General features: G+C 38.2%; 18 protein-coding genes. 2 read left to right on the top strand and 16 right to left on the bottom strand.

Annotation, left to right across the window (positions count from 1 at the left end):
• Positions 1 to 200 precede the first annotated feature (200 nt).
• The 9 genes from CJ239_RS04075 to CJ239_RS04035 all read right to left on the bottom strand — a co-directional run bounded on the left by CJ239_RS04075 (position 201) and on the right by CJ239_RS04035 (position 8,344).
• A complete protein-coding gene (locus CJ239_RS04075) occupies positions 201 to 929 on the bottom strand; it encodes a hypothetical protein (RefSeq protein WP_102210638.1) in 729 nt (242 codons plus the stop codon).
• A 15-nt stretch (positions 930 to 944) separates the two neighbouring features.
• Positions 945 to 1,790: an ABC transporter ATP-binding protein gene (locus CJ239_RS04070; RefSeq protein WP_102210637.1), complete on the bottom strand. Its 846-nt coding sequence runs from the start codon at positions 1,788 to 1,790 to the stop codon at positions 945 to 947.
• 184 nt (positions 1,791 to 1,974) lie between these two features.
• Entirely contained in the window at positions 1,975 to 2,160 is a 186-nt protein-coding gene (locus tag CJ239_RS04065; RefSeq protein ID WP_102210636.1) for a hypothetical protein, read from the bottom strand.
• Positions 2,161 to 2,205: 45 nt separating this feature from the next.
• On the bottom strand, positions 2,206 to 2,616 hold the full coding sequence (locus CJ239_RS04060) for a GNAT family N-acetyltransferase (protein WP_102210635.1): 411 nt from the start codon (positions 2,614 to 2,616) through the stop codon (positions 2,206 to 2,208).
• Positions 2,617 to 2,795: 179 nt separating this feature from the next.
• The gene (locus tag CJ239_RS04055) at positions 2,796 to 3,101 is read right to left on the bottom strand and encodes a hypothetical protein (RefSeq protein WP_102210634.1); all 306 of its coding nucleotides are present in this window, start codon (positions 3,099 to 3,101) and stop codon (positions 2,796 to 2,798) included.
• Positions 3,076 to 4,086, bottom strand: a complete 1,011-nt coding sequence (locus tag CJ239_RS04050) for a cell wall-binding protein (protein ID WP_102210633.1) — start codon at positions 4,084 to 4,086, stop codon at positions 3,076 to 3,078. The genes CJ239_RS04055 and CJ239_RS04050 overlap by 26 nt, the downstream gene beginning before the upstream one ends.
• Before the next feature lie 16 nt (positions 4,087 to 4,102).
• Positions 4,103 to 5,194 carry a DUF6287 domain-containing protein gene (locus CJ239_RS04045; RefSeq protein ID WP_102210632.1) on the bottom strand — a complete coding sequence of 364 codons (1,092 nt, stop codon included), beginning with the start codon at positions 5,192 to 5,194 and terminating at the stop codon, positions 4,103 to 4,105.
• Between the two features lie 10 nt (positions 5,195 to 5,204).
• Positions 5,205 to 5,561 (bottom strand): hypothetical protein, encoded by a 357-nt coding sequence (locus CJ239_RS04040; protein WP_102210631.1) that lies wholly within the window; start codon positions 5,559 to 5,561, stop codon positions 5,205 to 5,207.
• On the bottom strand, positions 5,558 to 8,344 hold the full coding sequence (locus CJ239_RS04035) for an SEC10/PgrA surface exclusion domain-containing protein (protein WP_102210630.1): 2,787 nt from the start codon (positions 8,342 to 8,344) through the stop codon (positions 5,558 to 5,560). The genes CJ239_RS04040 and CJ239_RS04035 overlap by 4 nt, the downstream gene beginning before the upstream one ends.
• A 192-nt stretch (positions 8,345 to 8,536) precedes the next feature.
• Here CJ239_RS04035 and CJ239_RS04030 point away from each other — a divergent pair, with 192 nt between their 5' ends.
• Complete coding sequence (locus tag CJ239_RS04030; protein WP_102210629.1) at positions 8,537 to 9,463, top strand: helix-turn-helix transcriptional regulator; 927 nt, start codon at positions 8,537 to 8,539, stop codon at positions 9,461 to 9,463.
• A gap of 124 nt (positions 9,464 to 9,587) precedes the next feature.
• On the opposite strand, the gene CJ239_RS04025 is transcribed toward CJ239_RS04030, so the two are convergent.
• The 3 genes from CJ239_RS04025 to mltG form a co-directional block, all read right to left on the bottom strand.
• A complete protein-coding gene (locus CJ239_RS04025) occupies positions 9,588 to 10,952 on the bottom strand; it encodes an amino acid permease (protein ID WP_180958208.1) in 1,365 nt (454 codons plus the stop codon).
• 223 nt (positions 10,953 to 11,175) lie between these two features.
• On the bottom strand, positions 11,176 to 11,658 hold the full coding sequence (gene greA, locus CJ239_RS04020) for a transcription elongation factor GreA (protein ID WP_000818769.1): 483 nt from the start codon (positions 11,656 to 11,658) through the stop codon (positions 11,176 to 11,178).
• 61 nt (positions 11,659 to 11,719) lie between these two features.
• Complete coding sequence (mltG, locus tag CJ239_RS04015) at positions 11,720 to 13,555, bottom strand: endolytic transglycosylase MltG (RefSeq protein WP_102210628.1); 1,836 nt, start codon at positions 13,553 to 13,555, stop codon at positions 11,720 to 11,722.
• Positions 13,556 to 13,650: 95 nt separating this feature from the next.
• On the opposite strand from mltG, the gene CJ239_RS12080 reads away from it, so the two are divergent.
• Positions 13,651 to 13,782, top strand: a complete 132-nt coding sequence (locus tag CJ239_RS12080; protein ID WP_006149400.1) for a hypothetical protein — start codon at positions 13,651 to 13,653, stop codon at positions 13,780 to 13,782.
• Here CJ239_RS12080 and CJ239_RS04010 read toward each other — a convergent pair.
• Genes CJ239_RS04010 through CJ239_RS03995 form a run of 4 tightly spaced genes read right to left on the bottom strand, consistent with a single transcriptional unit; the run spans position 13,738 to position 16,719 of the window.
• Complete coding sequence (locus CJ239_RS04010) at positions 13,738 to 14,289, bottom strand: GNAT family N-acetyltransferase (protein WP_042901307.1); 552 nt, start codon at positions 14,287 to 14,289, stop codon at positions 13,738 to 13,740. The genes CJ239_RS12080 and CJ239_RS04010 overlap by 45 nt on opposite strands.
• Positions 14,286 to 14,747: a GNAT family N-acetyltransferase gene (locus CJ239_RS04005; RefSeq protein ID WP_042901308.1), complete on the bottom strand. Its 462-nt coding sequence runs from the start codon at positions 14,745 to 14,747 to the stop codon at positions 14,286 to 14,288. The genes CJ239_RS04010 and CJ239_RS04005 overlap by 4 nt, the downstream gene beginning before the upstream one ends.
• Positions 14,748 to 14,756: 9 nt before the next feature.
• Positions 14,757 to 16,091 (bottom strand): UDP-N-acetylmuramate--L-alanine ligase, encoded by a 1,335-nt coding sequence (murC, locus tag CJ239_RS04000; RefSeq protein WP_042901309.1) that lies wholly within the window; start codon positions 16,089 to 16,091, stop codon positions 14,757 to 14,759.
• Between the two features lie 10 nt (positions 16,092 to 16,101).
• Positions 16,102 to 16,719 (bottom strand): hypothetical protein, encoded by a 618-nt coding sequence (locus CJ239_RS03995; protein WP_042901310.1) that lies wholly within the window; start codon positions 16,717 to 16,719, stop codon positions 16,102 to 16,104.
• Between the last annotated feature and the right edge of the window lie 24 nt (positions 16,720 to 16,743).

The following is a 16,743-nucleotide window of genomic DNA, read 5'->3' as shown; positions in this document are numbered from 1 at the left end:
GTATTAGCTTTAATAGGGTCTTTTAAACGAGTTTTGATTGCTTGTATTTCTTGTTTAGTTGATTTTATATCACTATTATATAATGCTTTTGGAAATGAGTCTAGCATAAGACAAAAACGTGTACACAGCAAGAGCAGGAGCATAGCAAGATGACTGATTTTTTGCTGGATTTGCAGTCTGCAAAATAATACTAAATAAAACTAAAATGAATACTCCTTGCTTTTCTTGAGAGTGAAAAAATACAATAAAATGATTGTAGTGATTACCACAAGATACTGACTAATAGACATCGTATTTGAAGCCACAAATACAGGTAAGGAATAAAAAGGAAGAAGTTCAATTGCTTTGATAAACAAATCATTACTAGTATTCGTCATAATCGTATTTAATATATTAGGGATAAAGAGTAGTAAGGCTACTAAAATACCAAATACCAAGCCACTTTTCAATTTGTATAAATAGAAAATGTAAGATAATAGAAAATAAAATAGGACTAACAAAATTGTATTGACTACAATGGCTACTATAAAATCTAATCCTAAAGCACCTGGAACACCCAATTTACTTACGATGACTAGTAGCACAATGCCATTCAAAGCATAAATAATGGAAACTGAAATGGCATATAGAAAATTAGACAAGACGTAAATCATCCGATTTTTCTGTTGATTATAAAATAAACTGATCGTATTGTAGGAAAAATCCCTGCTAATAATTCGGTTAGCATGTATAACAGCCATTAACATACCGAGCATAGCATAAAAATTTGAAATATGCTTAATACCAAGTGATGTCCCTTGAGTCTTTAGAATAAAGAATGTAACCAATATCGGCGGTATAAACGAGATAATCAATTCGAGATATATTACGCCTGATGAATATAAATCCCTTATATTTTCCTTAAGAAAATTCAATTTATTTAATTTCATGATTATAACCTTCCTTTATTTTGAACGATTTAGATAAATATCTTTAAGCGTCTCTTTTTTAGTTTCAAAATCAACTACTTTAATAGAGTTTTCGTTAACAAATTTAAAAATCTCACTACTTTGAATATTCCCAGACATAGTAATTCTCAGTCCCTCTTCCTGAACAATATCCCCAAATTCTTGTTTGGTAATGAAAATGTCTTTATCTGTAGCTGATGAAAAAGCTATCTCAAACAAGCAATTATGACTATCTTTTCCTACTTTTTGGAATGTCAAAAGCCCGTTCTCCAAGAAAAGGACCCTCTCACAAATTTCTTCAATATCTTCTAATTTATGACTTGATATTAAAATTCCCACGTTTTCATGTAAAGCTAAATTTTTTAGAACCGCTAAAACTATTTGTGATGATTCAATATCTAAACCATTAGTCGGTTCATCTAAAATCAATATATCAGGTTCCGTAACGAGAGTTAGAAGCAAAGCTAATTTTTGTTTTGTACCCAAAGAATAGGTCTTTACTTTTTTATTAATAGACTGAGTCAAATCTAACTCTTGAATCAAACTCCCAAATCTTTCTTGATTGTAGTCAGCACCATATAAATTTGCTAGATATTTTAAATTCTCTAAACCTGTTTTAGATAAAAATAATTTTGGTTCTTCAATTAAATACCCAACATTATCACTACTTATAATATTCCCTGAAGTCGGTTGATTATTCTGAACAAGAATTTTCATCAATGTACTCTTACCAACTCCATTTCTCCCTACTAGACCAACAATTTCACCCTTATTAAGTGCGAAATTTATATCTTTGAGAATGATTGAATGACCATAATGCTTACTTACATTTATAACTTCCATTTTTTATTCCTCCATTAATATTCTTGGTTTTCTCTTTGATTCTCATTAATTTTAAAAAGTTGCGCCTCTTTTTAACATTATTATATCATATATCTAACTTAATGCAATATATAAATGTCATTTTGTAAAATTTTATTAACAAAAAAACTCTCTACCACAAAAAGATAGAGAGTTTTCTGCTCATTCAAATTATTTTCAAAATATCGACGACATCACTTCTTTTCTTAACCTGATAGACCTTGATTCCCAATTTTGGGGCTACGATTGTATTGTCTTCAATATCGTCTAGAAAGACACAATTTGTAGGATTTAACTGGTATTTATTGAGAATCTCCTTAAATGTTCCCCATAAACACCATCCTACTTCCATAGTGATGTGAAAAATCCCTCTTTGCTTTGTGCTTTCATATTCACCTTACAAATCCTTTTGGTAATAAAATCTTTTTCCTGTGTAGGGATAGTCTTGCAAAGCAAAGACTTCCTTGTAGCCATGCCTTTTATAAAAATCTGGAGCTTGAAACTGGTAAGTATTGACAAAGGCAAAACGACAGTTTCGATTCTTAGATTCACTTTCAGCCTGCTGCAATAGTTTTGAACCGATTTCTTGCCCTCGCAGTTCCTCTTTTACAAATAAATACTCGATTTCTAGCCAATTTCCAAAAGTCTCTGCTACTAAGCCTGCCAGGAGATTGCCCTTTTCATCTTCGACATAAAGATTAAGCGGCTCACTTTCAACTTCTTCTCTTTTTGAACGGTTATAAACACGAATCAGATTCCCTATTTCTTGTGATTTATGGGATTCCTTATTTTCCAATCTAAAGTACATCTAAACCTCCTCGAAAACTGATACAGCTTGATTATAGTCTTATTTCAATAGACTGTCAAACTAGCAAAAACCCACCAACCTGAGTTGATGAGTTTCAAATTTAATACTATCACTGCTTATATTCTTTTAATTTATAATTCGATAAATAGGACTTCAACCCTTCTAAATCTGTCGTAGTATTAAACTGCAAGCTTATCCATATCTACACTGCCATCTTTTTTGACTCCTGATGCATAACCATAATCTTTAAAATGAGTTTCTTTAGACCCATCCGACTTGGTTTCAGTAACTTTATAGATGATGCTTAGACCAATAATATTTTCATAAGCACTGTCACTTGATGAAAATATTCCTAAGTAAGTTCCTTGAGGTTCTAGGGTATAAGAAGATGAAGAGCTATTCTTGTTTTCAGACTTACTGTAGTCATCAATTTTCTTAAGAATCTCCTTTAATCCCTTATTATTTAATCCATTTACCAGATCCATCTACACGATAACCATCTGGTGTACGTTCGCTAACAGCCATTTTACCATCTGATTTAAGGTAATAATCTCCTACCCATTTGTTACGAGCGTAGCTACCTTCTGATGTCAAATAGTAATATGCTTTGTAATCATTGTCATAAATCCACTCACTATTAGCCATCTTACCATTTGATTTGAGGTAATAACTTCCTGACCAAGCATTACGCGCATAGCTTCCTTCTGATGTCAAGTAATAGTAAGAACCGTAGTTGCCATCATAAATCCATTCACTCTTAGCCATGTAGCCACCAGACTTGAGATAGTAATTCCCTACCCAAGCATTTTCAACATACTCACCAGCAGCATTCAAATAGAAATAAGACTTATACTGTGAATCATAGATCCATTTGCTGATAACTTTTTGACCATGTTGATAGTAAGAACGACCTACCCAACCGTTCTTTCCACTTGGTTGTTCTGGAATTTTTGGTTCAGGTGTTGATGTTGGCTTTAAGTTAACTTTTTCGTATTTAACAAATTCTCCATCTTTAATTGTCAATTTAATTGCTCCAACTAAAGTAAAGTAACCTGACTCATGAGAAAGTGTCAAATCCTTAAATGAAACTAGATAGGTTCCATCTGGGTAAGGGTTCCCATTTAGAAAAGATAAATTAAACTTTGCTCTACCAACATTTTTCTTAGCTTTTCCATTTGTAACTGGTTTAATAATAATAAAACCATTTGGATTTACTACTCGTCCTGTATCTGCTTCTAAAATTTCAACAGACTGATACAATTCACGTGCAACAGTTACATCAGGACGTTCTCCAACAATTTCCAAGTACAAGTTTCCATCTAGTCCCATCTGGGCAGTTACATCAGCATAAATCTTACGGTATTCTGCAGCTTCTACACTGCTTGTAGGGAGTACACTTGTTGTGATAACTCCTGCTGTTACGAGGCTCAACCCCATCACTGATCCTGTCAATACATGTTTTAGTTTCATCTTCTATTTCTCCTTTTTATTCACTAACCTTATAATAAAATTCGTTTGGATTGGATAATGTATCCACACTTTGGGTAATTAACAAACGATCCTTGCTACTGTCAGATGCATCTTTGAAAGTGGTATCACCTACATTTATATCTGGATGCACAACACCTTTTGGAATAAGTATAACCGAAGCACCACCTACACCACTGCTTGAGGTCATGCCAAATCGAACCATATTATTTACAATCTTAGGTACCGTGTCAGTCAAGACTGCACCATTTGTAAAGCCATACTCATCAAAAGTAACTTCTCCACCCTTGTTATTCTTCCAAGTCCCTTTGATACTACTAAAGTCTTTCTGGTAAATCTCAGCTAGATGAGCACCAGTCCCCTTTGCCTGATCCTCTAGGTCAATAAATGGACGTTCTACCATAAAATCATCCACAGTCAACCAGTTCAAGCCTTCTAAATCCACCTCTTTAATCCCATCTAGCCCTTGTAAACTTGAAGGATCCTTGGTTTCTCTCAAATCATAGTCAACTGAGCTGACTTCCTGATAACGACCATCTGTAAAGAGATAAGTTTTAGCAACAGCCTCTGGCCTAGAAGCGTTGAAAATCAAGTAAGAGATGGCACCATTTTCATAAGGAATCAAAATTCGACGGGAACCACCTGTCCCAGCAACTCCACCTGACTTGACCAGCTGAGCTCCCTGATCTGTCAGATAATAAATCCCAAGTAAAATTTTATCTTGCTTAATTAGCAATTCTTTCTTCCCATCCTTATTGATGTCGTAGAAAGTATAGCTGATGTCTATCCCTTTGTAATCAAACAAAATGGAATCAATATAAGACTCTTCCTTATCACCTGTCGAGTACTGTGGCATTTGTTGATTTTGCGCTGCCTTAACTCGCTCTCTATAGGAGTCTAATATATTCTGATATACAATCTGGTAATCAATCTTTGCTTGTTCAGCTTTTTTATCTTTTGAAGCACTGGTTTGGACTGTAGCGTCAGTCGATTCTCCCTCACTTGTCTGGCTAGATTGTTGCCCACAGGCTGCTAATAAAAGCACTGAGCTAGCCACTAACAAGGCACTAAAGATGCTTTTCTTGGACATAATACCTCCGTTATTTCTTTTTAAAAGATTTGCCAGCCAGTATACCAGTCGAATCTGAAGTAATGGTCAACTCTCCACCTTTAATCTCATAAGCTAGTTTCATTGAAGATAATTCAAAAGTCTTTTCTTTCTGGTTGACCTTCATCTCATATGTATGCTCCGTTTGCTGGCCCTCTGTTAGGAAACCAATCGTTTTTCCTTTTGTATGAACTTGTCCCTTATCACCCTTGATTTGGATAGTCACGGTTACTTCTTCCATAAATGGCATGCTACCTTGGTAGACATAGGTTCCATTTGCTGATGAACAGGCTACTAAAAGCAATAGGCTAGTTACTAACGATAATACAAATGCAACTTTCTTTTTCAATTTTTATCCCTCTTTTTTAAAGCAAATCCTAATCCTGCTAAGAAGCCATATCCTAATAAAGCTAGTAGGCTCACTTGACTTCCAGTATTTGGCAATGCTTTTTGTTCAGCTTCTTGTTTCGCTTGAGACAGAACTGCTGGTGCTTGGTAGCTTGGTGCTGATCCCACAGGTTTCACATCTTGGTCACCAGATCGACCTGGCTCTTTTCCTGGTTCTTTGCTCGGTTCTTGACTGGACTCCTTGCCTGGCTCTTCTACCTTAGTTTTTTCATTCTTAGGCTCATCAACTTTCGGTTGTTCTACCTTCGGTTGCTCAACTTTAGGCTGTTCAACTTTTGGTTCGTCTACCTCAGGCAATTTATCCATTGGGAATTCTGGAAGTTCCGGTTGGATTAGACCTTCACCATTTACCCCATCTTTGAATTCTGGTTGTTCTGGAATAAGTGCGTCGTCGCTTGTCTTACGTAGGAGCAATTTTTGATACTCGCGTTCTGCTTCATCTTTGACCTCACGAGCTTTTTCCGCTTCGTCTTCTTTTTGTTTCACGTCACGTTTTAAGTCGTCTACGTGTTTGCCGAGTTCATCCAACTCTTTTGACTTAGCTTTCAATTCTTCTTCCAGTTTGGCTTTTTCTTGGCTCAAACGAAGTGTCTCTGCTAACTTGTCTTTTGCCTTTTGGAGTGCGTCTTCTGCGTCTTTCAACTCTTTGTCGGCTTTCAAACGCTCAATCTTCGCAGTTTCCAATTCTTTGTCTTTTTGTTGACTTTCAGCCAGTTTCTTAGCCAATTCTTTGTCCACTTCGGCTTTTGCCTTGCGAGCTTTTTCTAAACGTAGGTTTTTGGCATTGTCGTCAAGCGTTGCATGTTCTAGCTTACGTTTGGCATCTTCTGCTTTTTCTTTAGCTTTTTCTAGCTCTTTGACCGCTTCGGTACGTTTTGCTTCTTTAGCTGGTGTTTCAGATACTTCTTTTTCCAGGTCGGCAATACGTTTCTCAATTTCTTGAAGCTCTGTTTTCACTTGTTCCAAGTTGTCTTCAGCGGTTTTCTTGTCTGCTTTAGCTTTTTCTAATTCTGCTTCGACTTGTCCCTTGTCTTTCACCGTTGGGTTTGGAAGGTTGGCTTTAGAGTTTGGACCATAGAGTTCGTCAAACTTAGCATTTCGGATGTCTGTATCAGCGTTGTCGATAGAATCTGCGTCTTGCACATTCAAAACGTGAATACGAAATAGATAGGGCCAATATGGGGAGGCAAGGTAGCCCCCTTTGATAAGAGAGGTGTTCAATCCTAAGCTGTCAGCTTGTAGTAGGCTATAGAAGTGCCTGTAGTGCCCATTCTTATATCCTTCCGCAAAGAACGACAAAAATGTCTTCGTCAAATCTGCAATAAGTTCTTGTTTAGTCATTTTATCAGTTCTCGTAGGGCTAGTCATTAAGTTTTCATAATATTGATCAGTTGTTTCGACACCTGGATTGGCAGAAGTTTCTAATCCTCGTTTACGAGCGACCTCATTAATTCCTCTTCCGAAGTGCCCTTTACTTTGGTAGTCATTGTCTTTGTAAACTTTTGCGACTTCTTTGGCAAAATCTTTTTTATTTGTATTGAGTTTTGCCTCTGGCAAGCTCAATTGTTTACGAAGACTGTTGAGAAGGGTAATAAATCGGTCATTCAATTCATCAACAACATCTTGAGGGAGGTTATTTGGGTCATATTTGACGTCTTTGTTGTCGTCTTGAAGTCCATTTTCTCTGATGTTGCGGATTCGATTCGTCCAATTTTCATTGGCTTGTCGGTCTAATTTAATGAGTTCATCTTCCAGACGACGAATATCTTTACGTTCCTGTTCCAACCAAACATCGCGACGAGCGCTCCAAGCTTCGTCAGCTTTGTTGATTTGGTCAAGGTTCATGCCTGTAAAATCTGGGTATGGTTCTGGATAACGTTCCTTGTATTTGTGAATCAACTCTTTCGCTTTATCACGCCATTCTGGAGTTAGGACGACGTCTGTTGGGTATTGTGCTGTTTTCAATTTTTCTTCAGCATCTTTTATGGTTTGTTCTGCGTCTCTTACATCACCTTCTTTTGCTGTCTTATCCGCTTCTTTGTCAGCTTTGTTTTGACGTTCTTGACTTTTCTTAGCTTCACGCGTTTTGTCGGCTTCTTTTGCTTTTTCAAGCTCTGTTTCCGCATCGCGTTTGGCTTGGTCTTTGATAATCACATCTTTATCCGCGTTATCTTTTTCTTTTTGTGCCTTGTCTTTAGCTACTGGGTCAAAGTCGTCCGTTGCGTCTTTCAGCTCTTTGTCAGCCTTTTCGACCCCTGTACGAGCCTTATCAAGTTCATCTTTAGCGCGTTTGGCTTCATCAGACTTGTTGTTAACTTGGTTCACCTTATCTTTGACATCCGCGTCTTTGTCAGCTTTAGCCTTTTCTTTAGCGTCTACATCGTCTGTTTCCTTTTGGATTTTCTCAGGTGTAGCCTCTTTTGCCTTTTCAAGGTCTTTTTCAAGGGCATCTTTTTCAGCTTTTTTAGCGTCTTTGTCTTTTTGTGCCTTGTCAAGCTCGTCTTTAGCTTTCCCAGCGTCTTTTGCTTTTTGATCAGCATCTTTAGCTGTATCTACAGCACGTTTTTCAGTATCAGACATGTCTTTGTCTGTGACCTTATCATTGACAGCAGCAGTTACTGTGTTTTCAGTTGGAGCCTCAGTAGCGAATACCGTTGTAGAAGTTGCCGCAGCACCAAGGGTTGCCGCAAGAGTAGCAGTTGTCATAATTAGGGATTTTTTCATCCTTATCTCCTTTACTTTTAATTGGCTTGATTATACAGTAAATAATCCCCTTTTTGGATATTTCTACTGAAAACAGTAGAAATTTATACCCCCCCCCGACTTTTCCAAAAAAATCTACTAAAAACAGTAGTTTTTTCCAAAAATGGAGAAATTTAAGTTATAATAAAACCAATAAAACTCAAGGAGAACATTATGGAATTCAATCACTATGGAGAAATCATTCATAAAATCCGTCAAGATCGCAATATGAGCCTTAAAGAGGCTGCTGGAGATGCCATTACTCCCAACAACCTCAGTCGTTTTGAAAAAGGGTTAGCAACTGTCAAAGTCGATACTTTCTTTGAAATTTTGAGCAAATTTAATTTAGATGTAGAAGACTATGCAGAATTGTTAAATATTCAAGATGAGTTTGGTCAAAGAATAAAACAATTTGTGAATGCATTAAGTAAAAATGATCAAATGAAAGCTAGACAAATACTAGGAAAGAAAAGTGACTGGGGAAATATCATAGAGTATTACACCCTAAAATTATACGCTATCAGCCAAGCGAGGAAATTGGATGAATTAACTCCTGATGAACTAGAAGCTGTTCATTACTTGATTGACTATATCTTAAGTATAGATACTCTATATATTCGTGATTTTGTTATTGTTAGTGTTCTCCTTGATTGTCAAGATCAATTTTTTGAAGTACAATTCCTTGAATACCTCGAAAGTCTAATTGTCAAAGGATTAGAAGAAGTTAAGTATAGAACTGCAGAGCTTGCTCGTACATATGCTAACTCTGGTATTAATTTGGTGAGGGCCTACTCTCGCTATGGCTACTATGATAAAGCTGAAAAACTCATCTATAAGTGGAAACTAATACTATCTCATGAATCCTACGATTTCATTACAACAAGTCCCCTATTTTTGTTGAACATGTATGAAGTATACAATCTACTTCGACAAAACAACCCTAAGGCTATTGAACGAGCTAATGCTGTTATTCATTACATTGATGCCCAGAACGACCTTTTCCCACTATCATATATGTATGCTTGGAAAAATGTATTTATCCAAGAAGTTCAACAACTGAATAAAACTGGCATTCCATTCCCTACGGAAGATGTAGAATAACTATCAACAGCAGTAAACAACAAAATGTGTACAACTTTAAAACACCAAAGTCACTTTAGACTCTGGTGCTTTTTGACTTGATTTTAAAGAAAAACCCACCAACCTAAGCTGATGAGTTTCAAATCTATTTTCTAAATTTCCACTGGCTATAAATACCAAAACCGATAATCCAGATAGCTGAGCCGATTGCTCCGACAAATGTAGACTCTTGTAAAAAGAGGGTTACAAAGACAAAGGCAAAGAAGAGCATGGTTAAGGGATTTAGGAAACGATAATGGGGCATGAGATAGCCATCCGCCATAAAGTCTTGTGACTTGCGGTATTTAAGGTGAGCCATCATAATCAAGATATAAATAGCTACATAAACACCTGATGAAGAAGCTGTTATCAAGGCAAAGGCATCAGAAACTCCTGGTAGGACATTAATAAAAGCAGCTGTAGCAATTAAAATAGTTGAAGCCAAAATTGCATTTTGAGGAACATTATAGCGAGATAAGGTATCTGCTTTAATTGCTTTTAAGAGAGGATTTGGCAAATCCTGAGCTATTTGATACAAATGACGACCTGTTGAATAAAGGGTTGAGTTCAGAGCTGATGCTGCTGACGTCAAGACGACAAAGTTAATCAAGGCTGCTGCCCATTTGACACCTGCTAGTTCAAATACCGTAACGAATGGTGAATCTGCTGAAGCTAAATCTCGCCACGGAATAATCGCCATAATGGCAATTAGAGAACCACCATAGAAAAAGGCGATACGCAATGGAATTTCCTTAACGGCTTTTGGCAAGACCTGACGTGGATTTTTTGTTTCCGAAGTCGTTACTCCAATAAACTCAATCATTAGGTAGGCAAAGAAGACCATCTGGAAAGCCATAACAAAGTTGACACCACCATTAGGGAAGAGTGAGAAATTATCCGTAATATTGGCTAAACTAGCTACTCCATGAGGTGTCTCAAAACCTGTCAGAACCATAAAGATACCCGTCACAATCATAGCAAGGATAGCTACAATCTTAATCATAGCAAACCAAAATTCAACTTCTCCAAAAAGTTTAACAGCTATTAGATTGACCAAACCTAGAACAGTTAAAAATCCAACTTGAATTAACCAACTAGGCCATGAAGGAAACCAAAACTGAACATAGTGCGAAATAGCCGTAATTTCTGCCATACCAATAAAGACAACAGATAACCAGTAAGACCAGACTGCAAAATGTCCCCAACCCTTACCCAAATGGCGAGTAATAAAGTTAATAAAGGTATGTTGCTCAGGATCTTGATAGAGCATTTCTCCGACCGCTCTCATCATAAGGAACATAAAAGCTCCTGTAATCAGGTAAATTAGAACAATCGAAGGTCCTGTCAAACTGATAGAACGACCAGCCCCCAGAAAGAGGCCTGTTCCAATAGTTCCAGCAATGGCCATAACCTGTACGTGACGATTGGTCAGACCACGCTCCATCTTATTTTGCTTCTTTTTTGAACTCATATAGTCTCCAATTCTTTTTAAAGCTAATACTCAATGAAAATCAAAGAGCAAACTAGGAAGCTAGCCGCAGGTTGCTCAAAACACTGTTTTGAGGTTGTAGATAAGACTGACGAAGTCAGTCACATATATACGGCAAGGCGAAGCTGACGTGGTTTGAAGAGATTTTCGAAGAGTATAAAAAGGAGTAATCAGGGCGTTTCCCTCTTTCTGCTCCCTTTAATCATTAGGCTGTTTTTTCAACCTTTAAGATTTTTACATCATAGCTACCCACAGGTGTTTCGACAGTTGCTGTATCACCTGTTTTCTTACCAATCAAGGCTTGTCCAATCGGGCTTTCATTTGAAACCTTACCTGCAAAGGCATCGGCACCAGCTGAACCTACAATGATATAAACCTCTTCTTCATCCTCACCAATTTCTTGGATAGTCACTGTTTTACCAATTGCGACTTCGTCTTGGGCAACTGAGTCGCTATTGACGATTTCAGCATAACGAATTTTTGTTTCTAAGCTAGAGATTTGACCTTCGACAAAGGCTTGTTCGTCCTTAGCTGCTTCATACTCACTGTTTTCTGAAAGGTCACCGTATGAACGAGCAATCTTGATACGTTCTACCACTTCTGGTCGGCGAACCAATTTCAATTCTTCTAATTCTTTTTCTAGTTTTTCCTTTTCCTCAAGTGTCATAGGATATGTTTTTTCTGCCATTTTTCTCAACTTTCTTTTACTTTATTTTTTAAAACAAAATTATGTGGAAAACCACATAATTTTAGTTTGAACTACTTGATTGCGTTAATTTATTATTGATATGTTGTGCAACATTTTGGTCATGATCTGCCTTGTTCGTAGCGAAGTATACCTTGCCATCTGTAACATCTGCTACAAAGAATAAGTTATCACTCTTAGTTTGATTGATACTTGATTCAATAGCATCCGCGCTTGGACTATCTACTGGTCCAGGCATCAGACCTTGGTTTGTATAAACATTATACGGAGAATTGACGGTTGTATCAATTTCAGTATCATCAGCAAGACTAATCTTCTGACCAAGTTTTCCTTCAGCATAGAGAATAGCAATATTACTTTGTAAAGGCATACCAAGATTCAAACGATTGTAGAAGACACCTGCAATCATCTTACGATCTTCAGTTTTCGCTCCTTCTTTTTCTACCAATGAAGCAATGGTTAACAATTCATTGACTGTCAAGTGTTTAGACTTAATTGTACTATAGTGTGGAGTCAAGGTCTTATCCATGGCAGCCAACATCTCGTCAATCAAGCTTTCAATAGTTGTGCTTTCCTTGATAGAGTAGGTCGCTGGGAAGAGGAAACCTTCCAAACGGTAACGAGCTCCACTTTCTCTTGTAGGCAAGCTTTCTAGTAAGTTTGAATATTTAGAAACTTCTTGACTGATAAAATTGTCATCTTGAACTTTAGCCAAGAAAGCATCCGCAGTCAAAGGCTCTTTAAAGTTACCTTGCAATTGACCTACAGCTTGGGCAATTTGATCAATCGTGTAGCCTTCTGGAATCGTCAAGCTGGCTAGTACAGGTTCTTGTGCTTCAGCTGTACCACCCTTTTGCAATTCCTTGATCAAGTCATCCGTACTCATGCTCTTCTGCAGATTGTAATATCCAGCCTTCAAATCTGAATAATTCTTGTACTTAGTATACATACCAAAGACAATGCCGTGTTTCACCAAACCTGCCTTTTCAAGAGTTGAACCAATTTCTTGAACACTGGCTCCTTCAGGGATTTGAACTGTTACATATTCTTTTGAAGTAGGGTCAACTGGTTCTAATGAGGCTAACACATACTGATAACCAAAGTAACCACCTGCCGAAAGTAAGGAAAGAAAAATCAGTAAAGAAATGAAGAAGGCCTTGAATCCAGATTTTTTCTCTTTCTTAGACTTAACTGGTTTTGCTACTTCTCTACGGCTACGACGTGGTGTATCACTGATGATGTCCACTGTTTCTGTAACAGGTGTCGGTGTTTCTGGACGTGCCTGTTCTTCTTTTTTCTCTGCTGTCTTATAGGAAACAGCTACCCTTGTTGGGGTTTCATTATATTCTCTTTCGACTTTATTAGGTCTAACAGAACCTGGTCCTGGTCTTGGTCCGCTCTCATTGGCTGGTGAAGCAGGAACATCTTGACTCGGATGGCTAGGAGCTACTGGAGCATCCTGACTCGGATGACTAGGAACTGCTGGAGCATCCTGACTTGGATGGCTAGGAGTCACTGGAGCATCCTGACTTGGATGGCTAGGAGTCACTGGAGCATCCTGACTCGGATGACTAGGAACTGCTGGAGCATCCTGACTCGGATGACTAGGAACTGCTGGAGCATCCTGACTCGGATGACTAGGAACTGCTGGAGCAACCCGACTTGGATGACTAGGAACTACTGGAGCATTATTTATAATACTTTCTACCGCTGACAAGGAATCAGCCATCAAGTCCTCAGCAGAGGGCCCACCTGTAGGAATAGAAGCTCTGTTTTCATCTCCTGCTAGAGTCTGATCATAACTTTTTGATTTTTCTAGATCTCGTAAAATCTGCTCTTTAAAGCTTAATTTTTCATCTTCTCTTGATTTTTCACTCAAAAGTTTTTCCTCCTCGTTGACAATCCATAATATTATATCTTAAAAACGAAAGAAAAGCAACCTAGCATGCTTTTCTGACTTATTTTTTATACTCAATGAAAATCAAAGAGCAAACTAGGAAGCTAGCCGCAGGTTGCTCAAAACACTGTTTTGAGGTTGTAGATAAGACTGACGAAGTCAGCTCAAAACACTGTTTTGAGGTTGCAGATAGAGCTGACGTGGTTTGAATTTAATTTTCGAAGAGTATTAGCTTCCCAGACCATATCATACCAAGTTTCCCCTGCAAAGGTTGACTGGGACAGGCCTTCATTGACAAATCCATGTTTTTCATAGTAGGCAATGAGATAGTCATGACAGGTTAGATTAATACCTTCTCTTTCGTGTTTAAGAGCCAGTTCTTTCAAGGCTGTTAGCAATTTCTGACCCAGTCCTAGACCCTGTGCCTCCTTGGCAATAGAAAGACAGGTCACAGAGATATAGCCACCAGAATCATGACTATGGTCTTCTATCTCTTCTGTAAAAGACTGATCTTGCAGGTGGCGGTGGGGGCTAACTGGCCCTTCTATATAGCCCATGATTCTGCCTTCTTTTTCCGCAACCAGAAACGAGGTCTGAATTTCTCGCAAATGCGCTTCAAAGACAGATCGAGGAATGGCTTCTTCGACCGAGAAATTCTCTAGTTCAATCTCGACAATCCGATCCAAATCTTCTAATCTTGCTTTCCTGATTTTCATTTTGCCTCCAGATAAAAGAGATTAAACCAAATCATACTATAACCCTGACTAATTGCATAAAGCGAAGTTTCTTCATCAATAAAACCGTTCATTTCAAAATAGGAAAGCAGCTCATCAGGACTCTCCAAACGAATAGCTTTGTAATCCAGCTCAACTGCCACCTCTTTCAAAGCCGCAAGAAGAAGCGTGCCAAAGCCCTGTCTCTGATGGTCAGACTCAATGACTAAAGAATGTATTTCTAAACATTGCGGATTGTGTGGGTAAGGACCACCTAGAACATAGCCTAGAAGCTGATTTTCATCCCTAGCTAGAAGAAAGGTATCCGCAGACTTACGGATACTTTCTTCTAAGATATGGGAAGGTTGCTGCTTTTCAGCTGGAAAAGATGATGCTTGAAGTGCCTCTATCTCAGCCAAATCAGACTTATTTGCCTGAATAATCTTAATTGGAATTTCCATGGGAACGTCCTATTGAACATTGCTTGTCAAATTAGACAAGAGACGCTCAAATGAGTATTCATAGGTTTGGATATCTCCTGCTCCCATAAAGACATAAACAGCATTGTCATGGTCAAGTAGTGGCGAAACATTTTCAACAGTGATCACTTGGTGTTTTTTGTTGATTTTATTAGCTAGGTCTTCTACCTTAACATCACCATGGTCTACTTCACGAGCAGATCCATAAATTTGTGCTAGGTAAACAGCATCCGCTTGGTTCAAAGCATGGGCAAAGTCGTCCAACAAAGCAATGGTTCTTGTAAAAGTATGAGGTTGGAAGATTGCGACGATTTCCTTGCTTGGGTATTTTTGACGAGCCGCATCCAAGGTCGCAATGATTTCTGTTGGATGGTGGGCAAAATCATCGATAATCACAGTATCATTGACAATTTTCTCAGTGAAACGACGCTTAACACCAGCAAAAGTTTTCAGGTGTTCACGCACCAAGTTCAAATCAAAGCCTGCTGTATAAAGCAATCCGATAACGGCTGTCGCATTCATGATATTGTGACAACCAAAGGTTGGGATATGGAATTGACCCAATTCTTGACCACGGAAGTGAACGGTAAAGGTTGAACCAGTCGTAGAACGAAGAAGTTCGCTAGCTACAAAGTCATTACCTTCTGCTTCAAAACCATAGTAATAAACTGGTGCATCAGACATAATTTTACGCAACTCTGCATCTTCACCATAGACAAAAAGACCCTTAGTAATTTGTTTGGCATAGTCGTTAAAGGCATTGAAAACATCCTCTAGACTTGTGAAATAATCTGGATGATCAAAGTCAATGTTGGTGATGATAGAATATTCTGGGTGGTAAGGCATGAAGTGACGCTCATATTCGTCAGATTCAAAGACAAAATATTTGGCATTGGCTGAACCACGACCTGTCCCATCTCCAATCAAGAAGCTAGTATCTGTGATGTGAGACAAGACGTGCGACAACATACCTGTCGTTGAAGTTTTTCCGTGCGCTCCAGCAACTCCCATGCTGACAAAGTCACGCATAAAGCTACCTAGGAATTCATGGTAACGTTTGTAGCTGATACCATTTTGGTCCGCATAGGCAATTTCAACGTTGTTATCTGGGCGAAAGGCATTTCCAGCGATAATTTCCATATCACCGTCTAGATTCTTTTCATCAAAAGGAAGAATGGTAATTCCTGCCTGCTCTAAACCACGTTGAGTAAAGTAGTATTTTTCAACATCAGATCCCTGTACCTTGTGTCCCATTTGGTGCAACATCAAGGCCAAGGCACTCATCCCTGATCCCTTAATTCCGATAAAATGATATGTCTTTGGCATGTTTTCTCCCCTATTCTGTAATTCTGGTCAGATTCAACTCTTGGGCAACCCGACGTTCTTGTTCTTTTTGTTGATTCTTTTTATTGTAAATTTGGCTCTTCTTCAGAAAATCATAGTTGTTTTTCTTTGGAGCAGGTGCTGACACTTCTTCATTCTTGGTAGAGATAGATTTGACTTCTTCCGCCAAGATATAATGAGACTGGGTCAATTTTTTGCTATATTTGACAAATTCACCAGGATTTTCCTTTTGGAAAGGCGCGGTAGGTTGATTTCCCTGTCTAACTAGACTTGGCTGAGAATAGCGTCTTGTAGGAGTAATGTCCTTAGTCAGATAGCTTGCTGAGCGTTTCTTTTTCAAGTCCGCACGCGCTTCTTCACGCGCTACCTCTGCATAGCTCTTTCCTTCTTTTTTTACCCCTAAAGGAGCCTTTTTAGGTTTCCCTACTGGCTTTTCAATCGGTTTGACTGGTTTTTCTTCAGTAATAGGAGCCCACTCCAGATAATTTTTATCACGGTATTCTCCCTTGATATTACTGATAAGATCAGACTCATCGTACAAGTTCATGACTGGCATTTCAGTCAGTATGACCTCATCATCTGACACCAATGGAAATCGTTCTTCTCTCATTTTCTATTTCCTTTCAACACTTCA

Origin of the sequence: Streptococcus sp. UMB0029, assembly GCF_002871495.1 — a bacterium.
GTDB lineage: Bacteria > Bacillota > Bacilli > Lactobacillales > Streptococcaceae > Streptococcus.
Note: the sequence above shows the minus strand (reverse complement) of the source record. Positions and strands in the feature narration are given on the sequence as shown.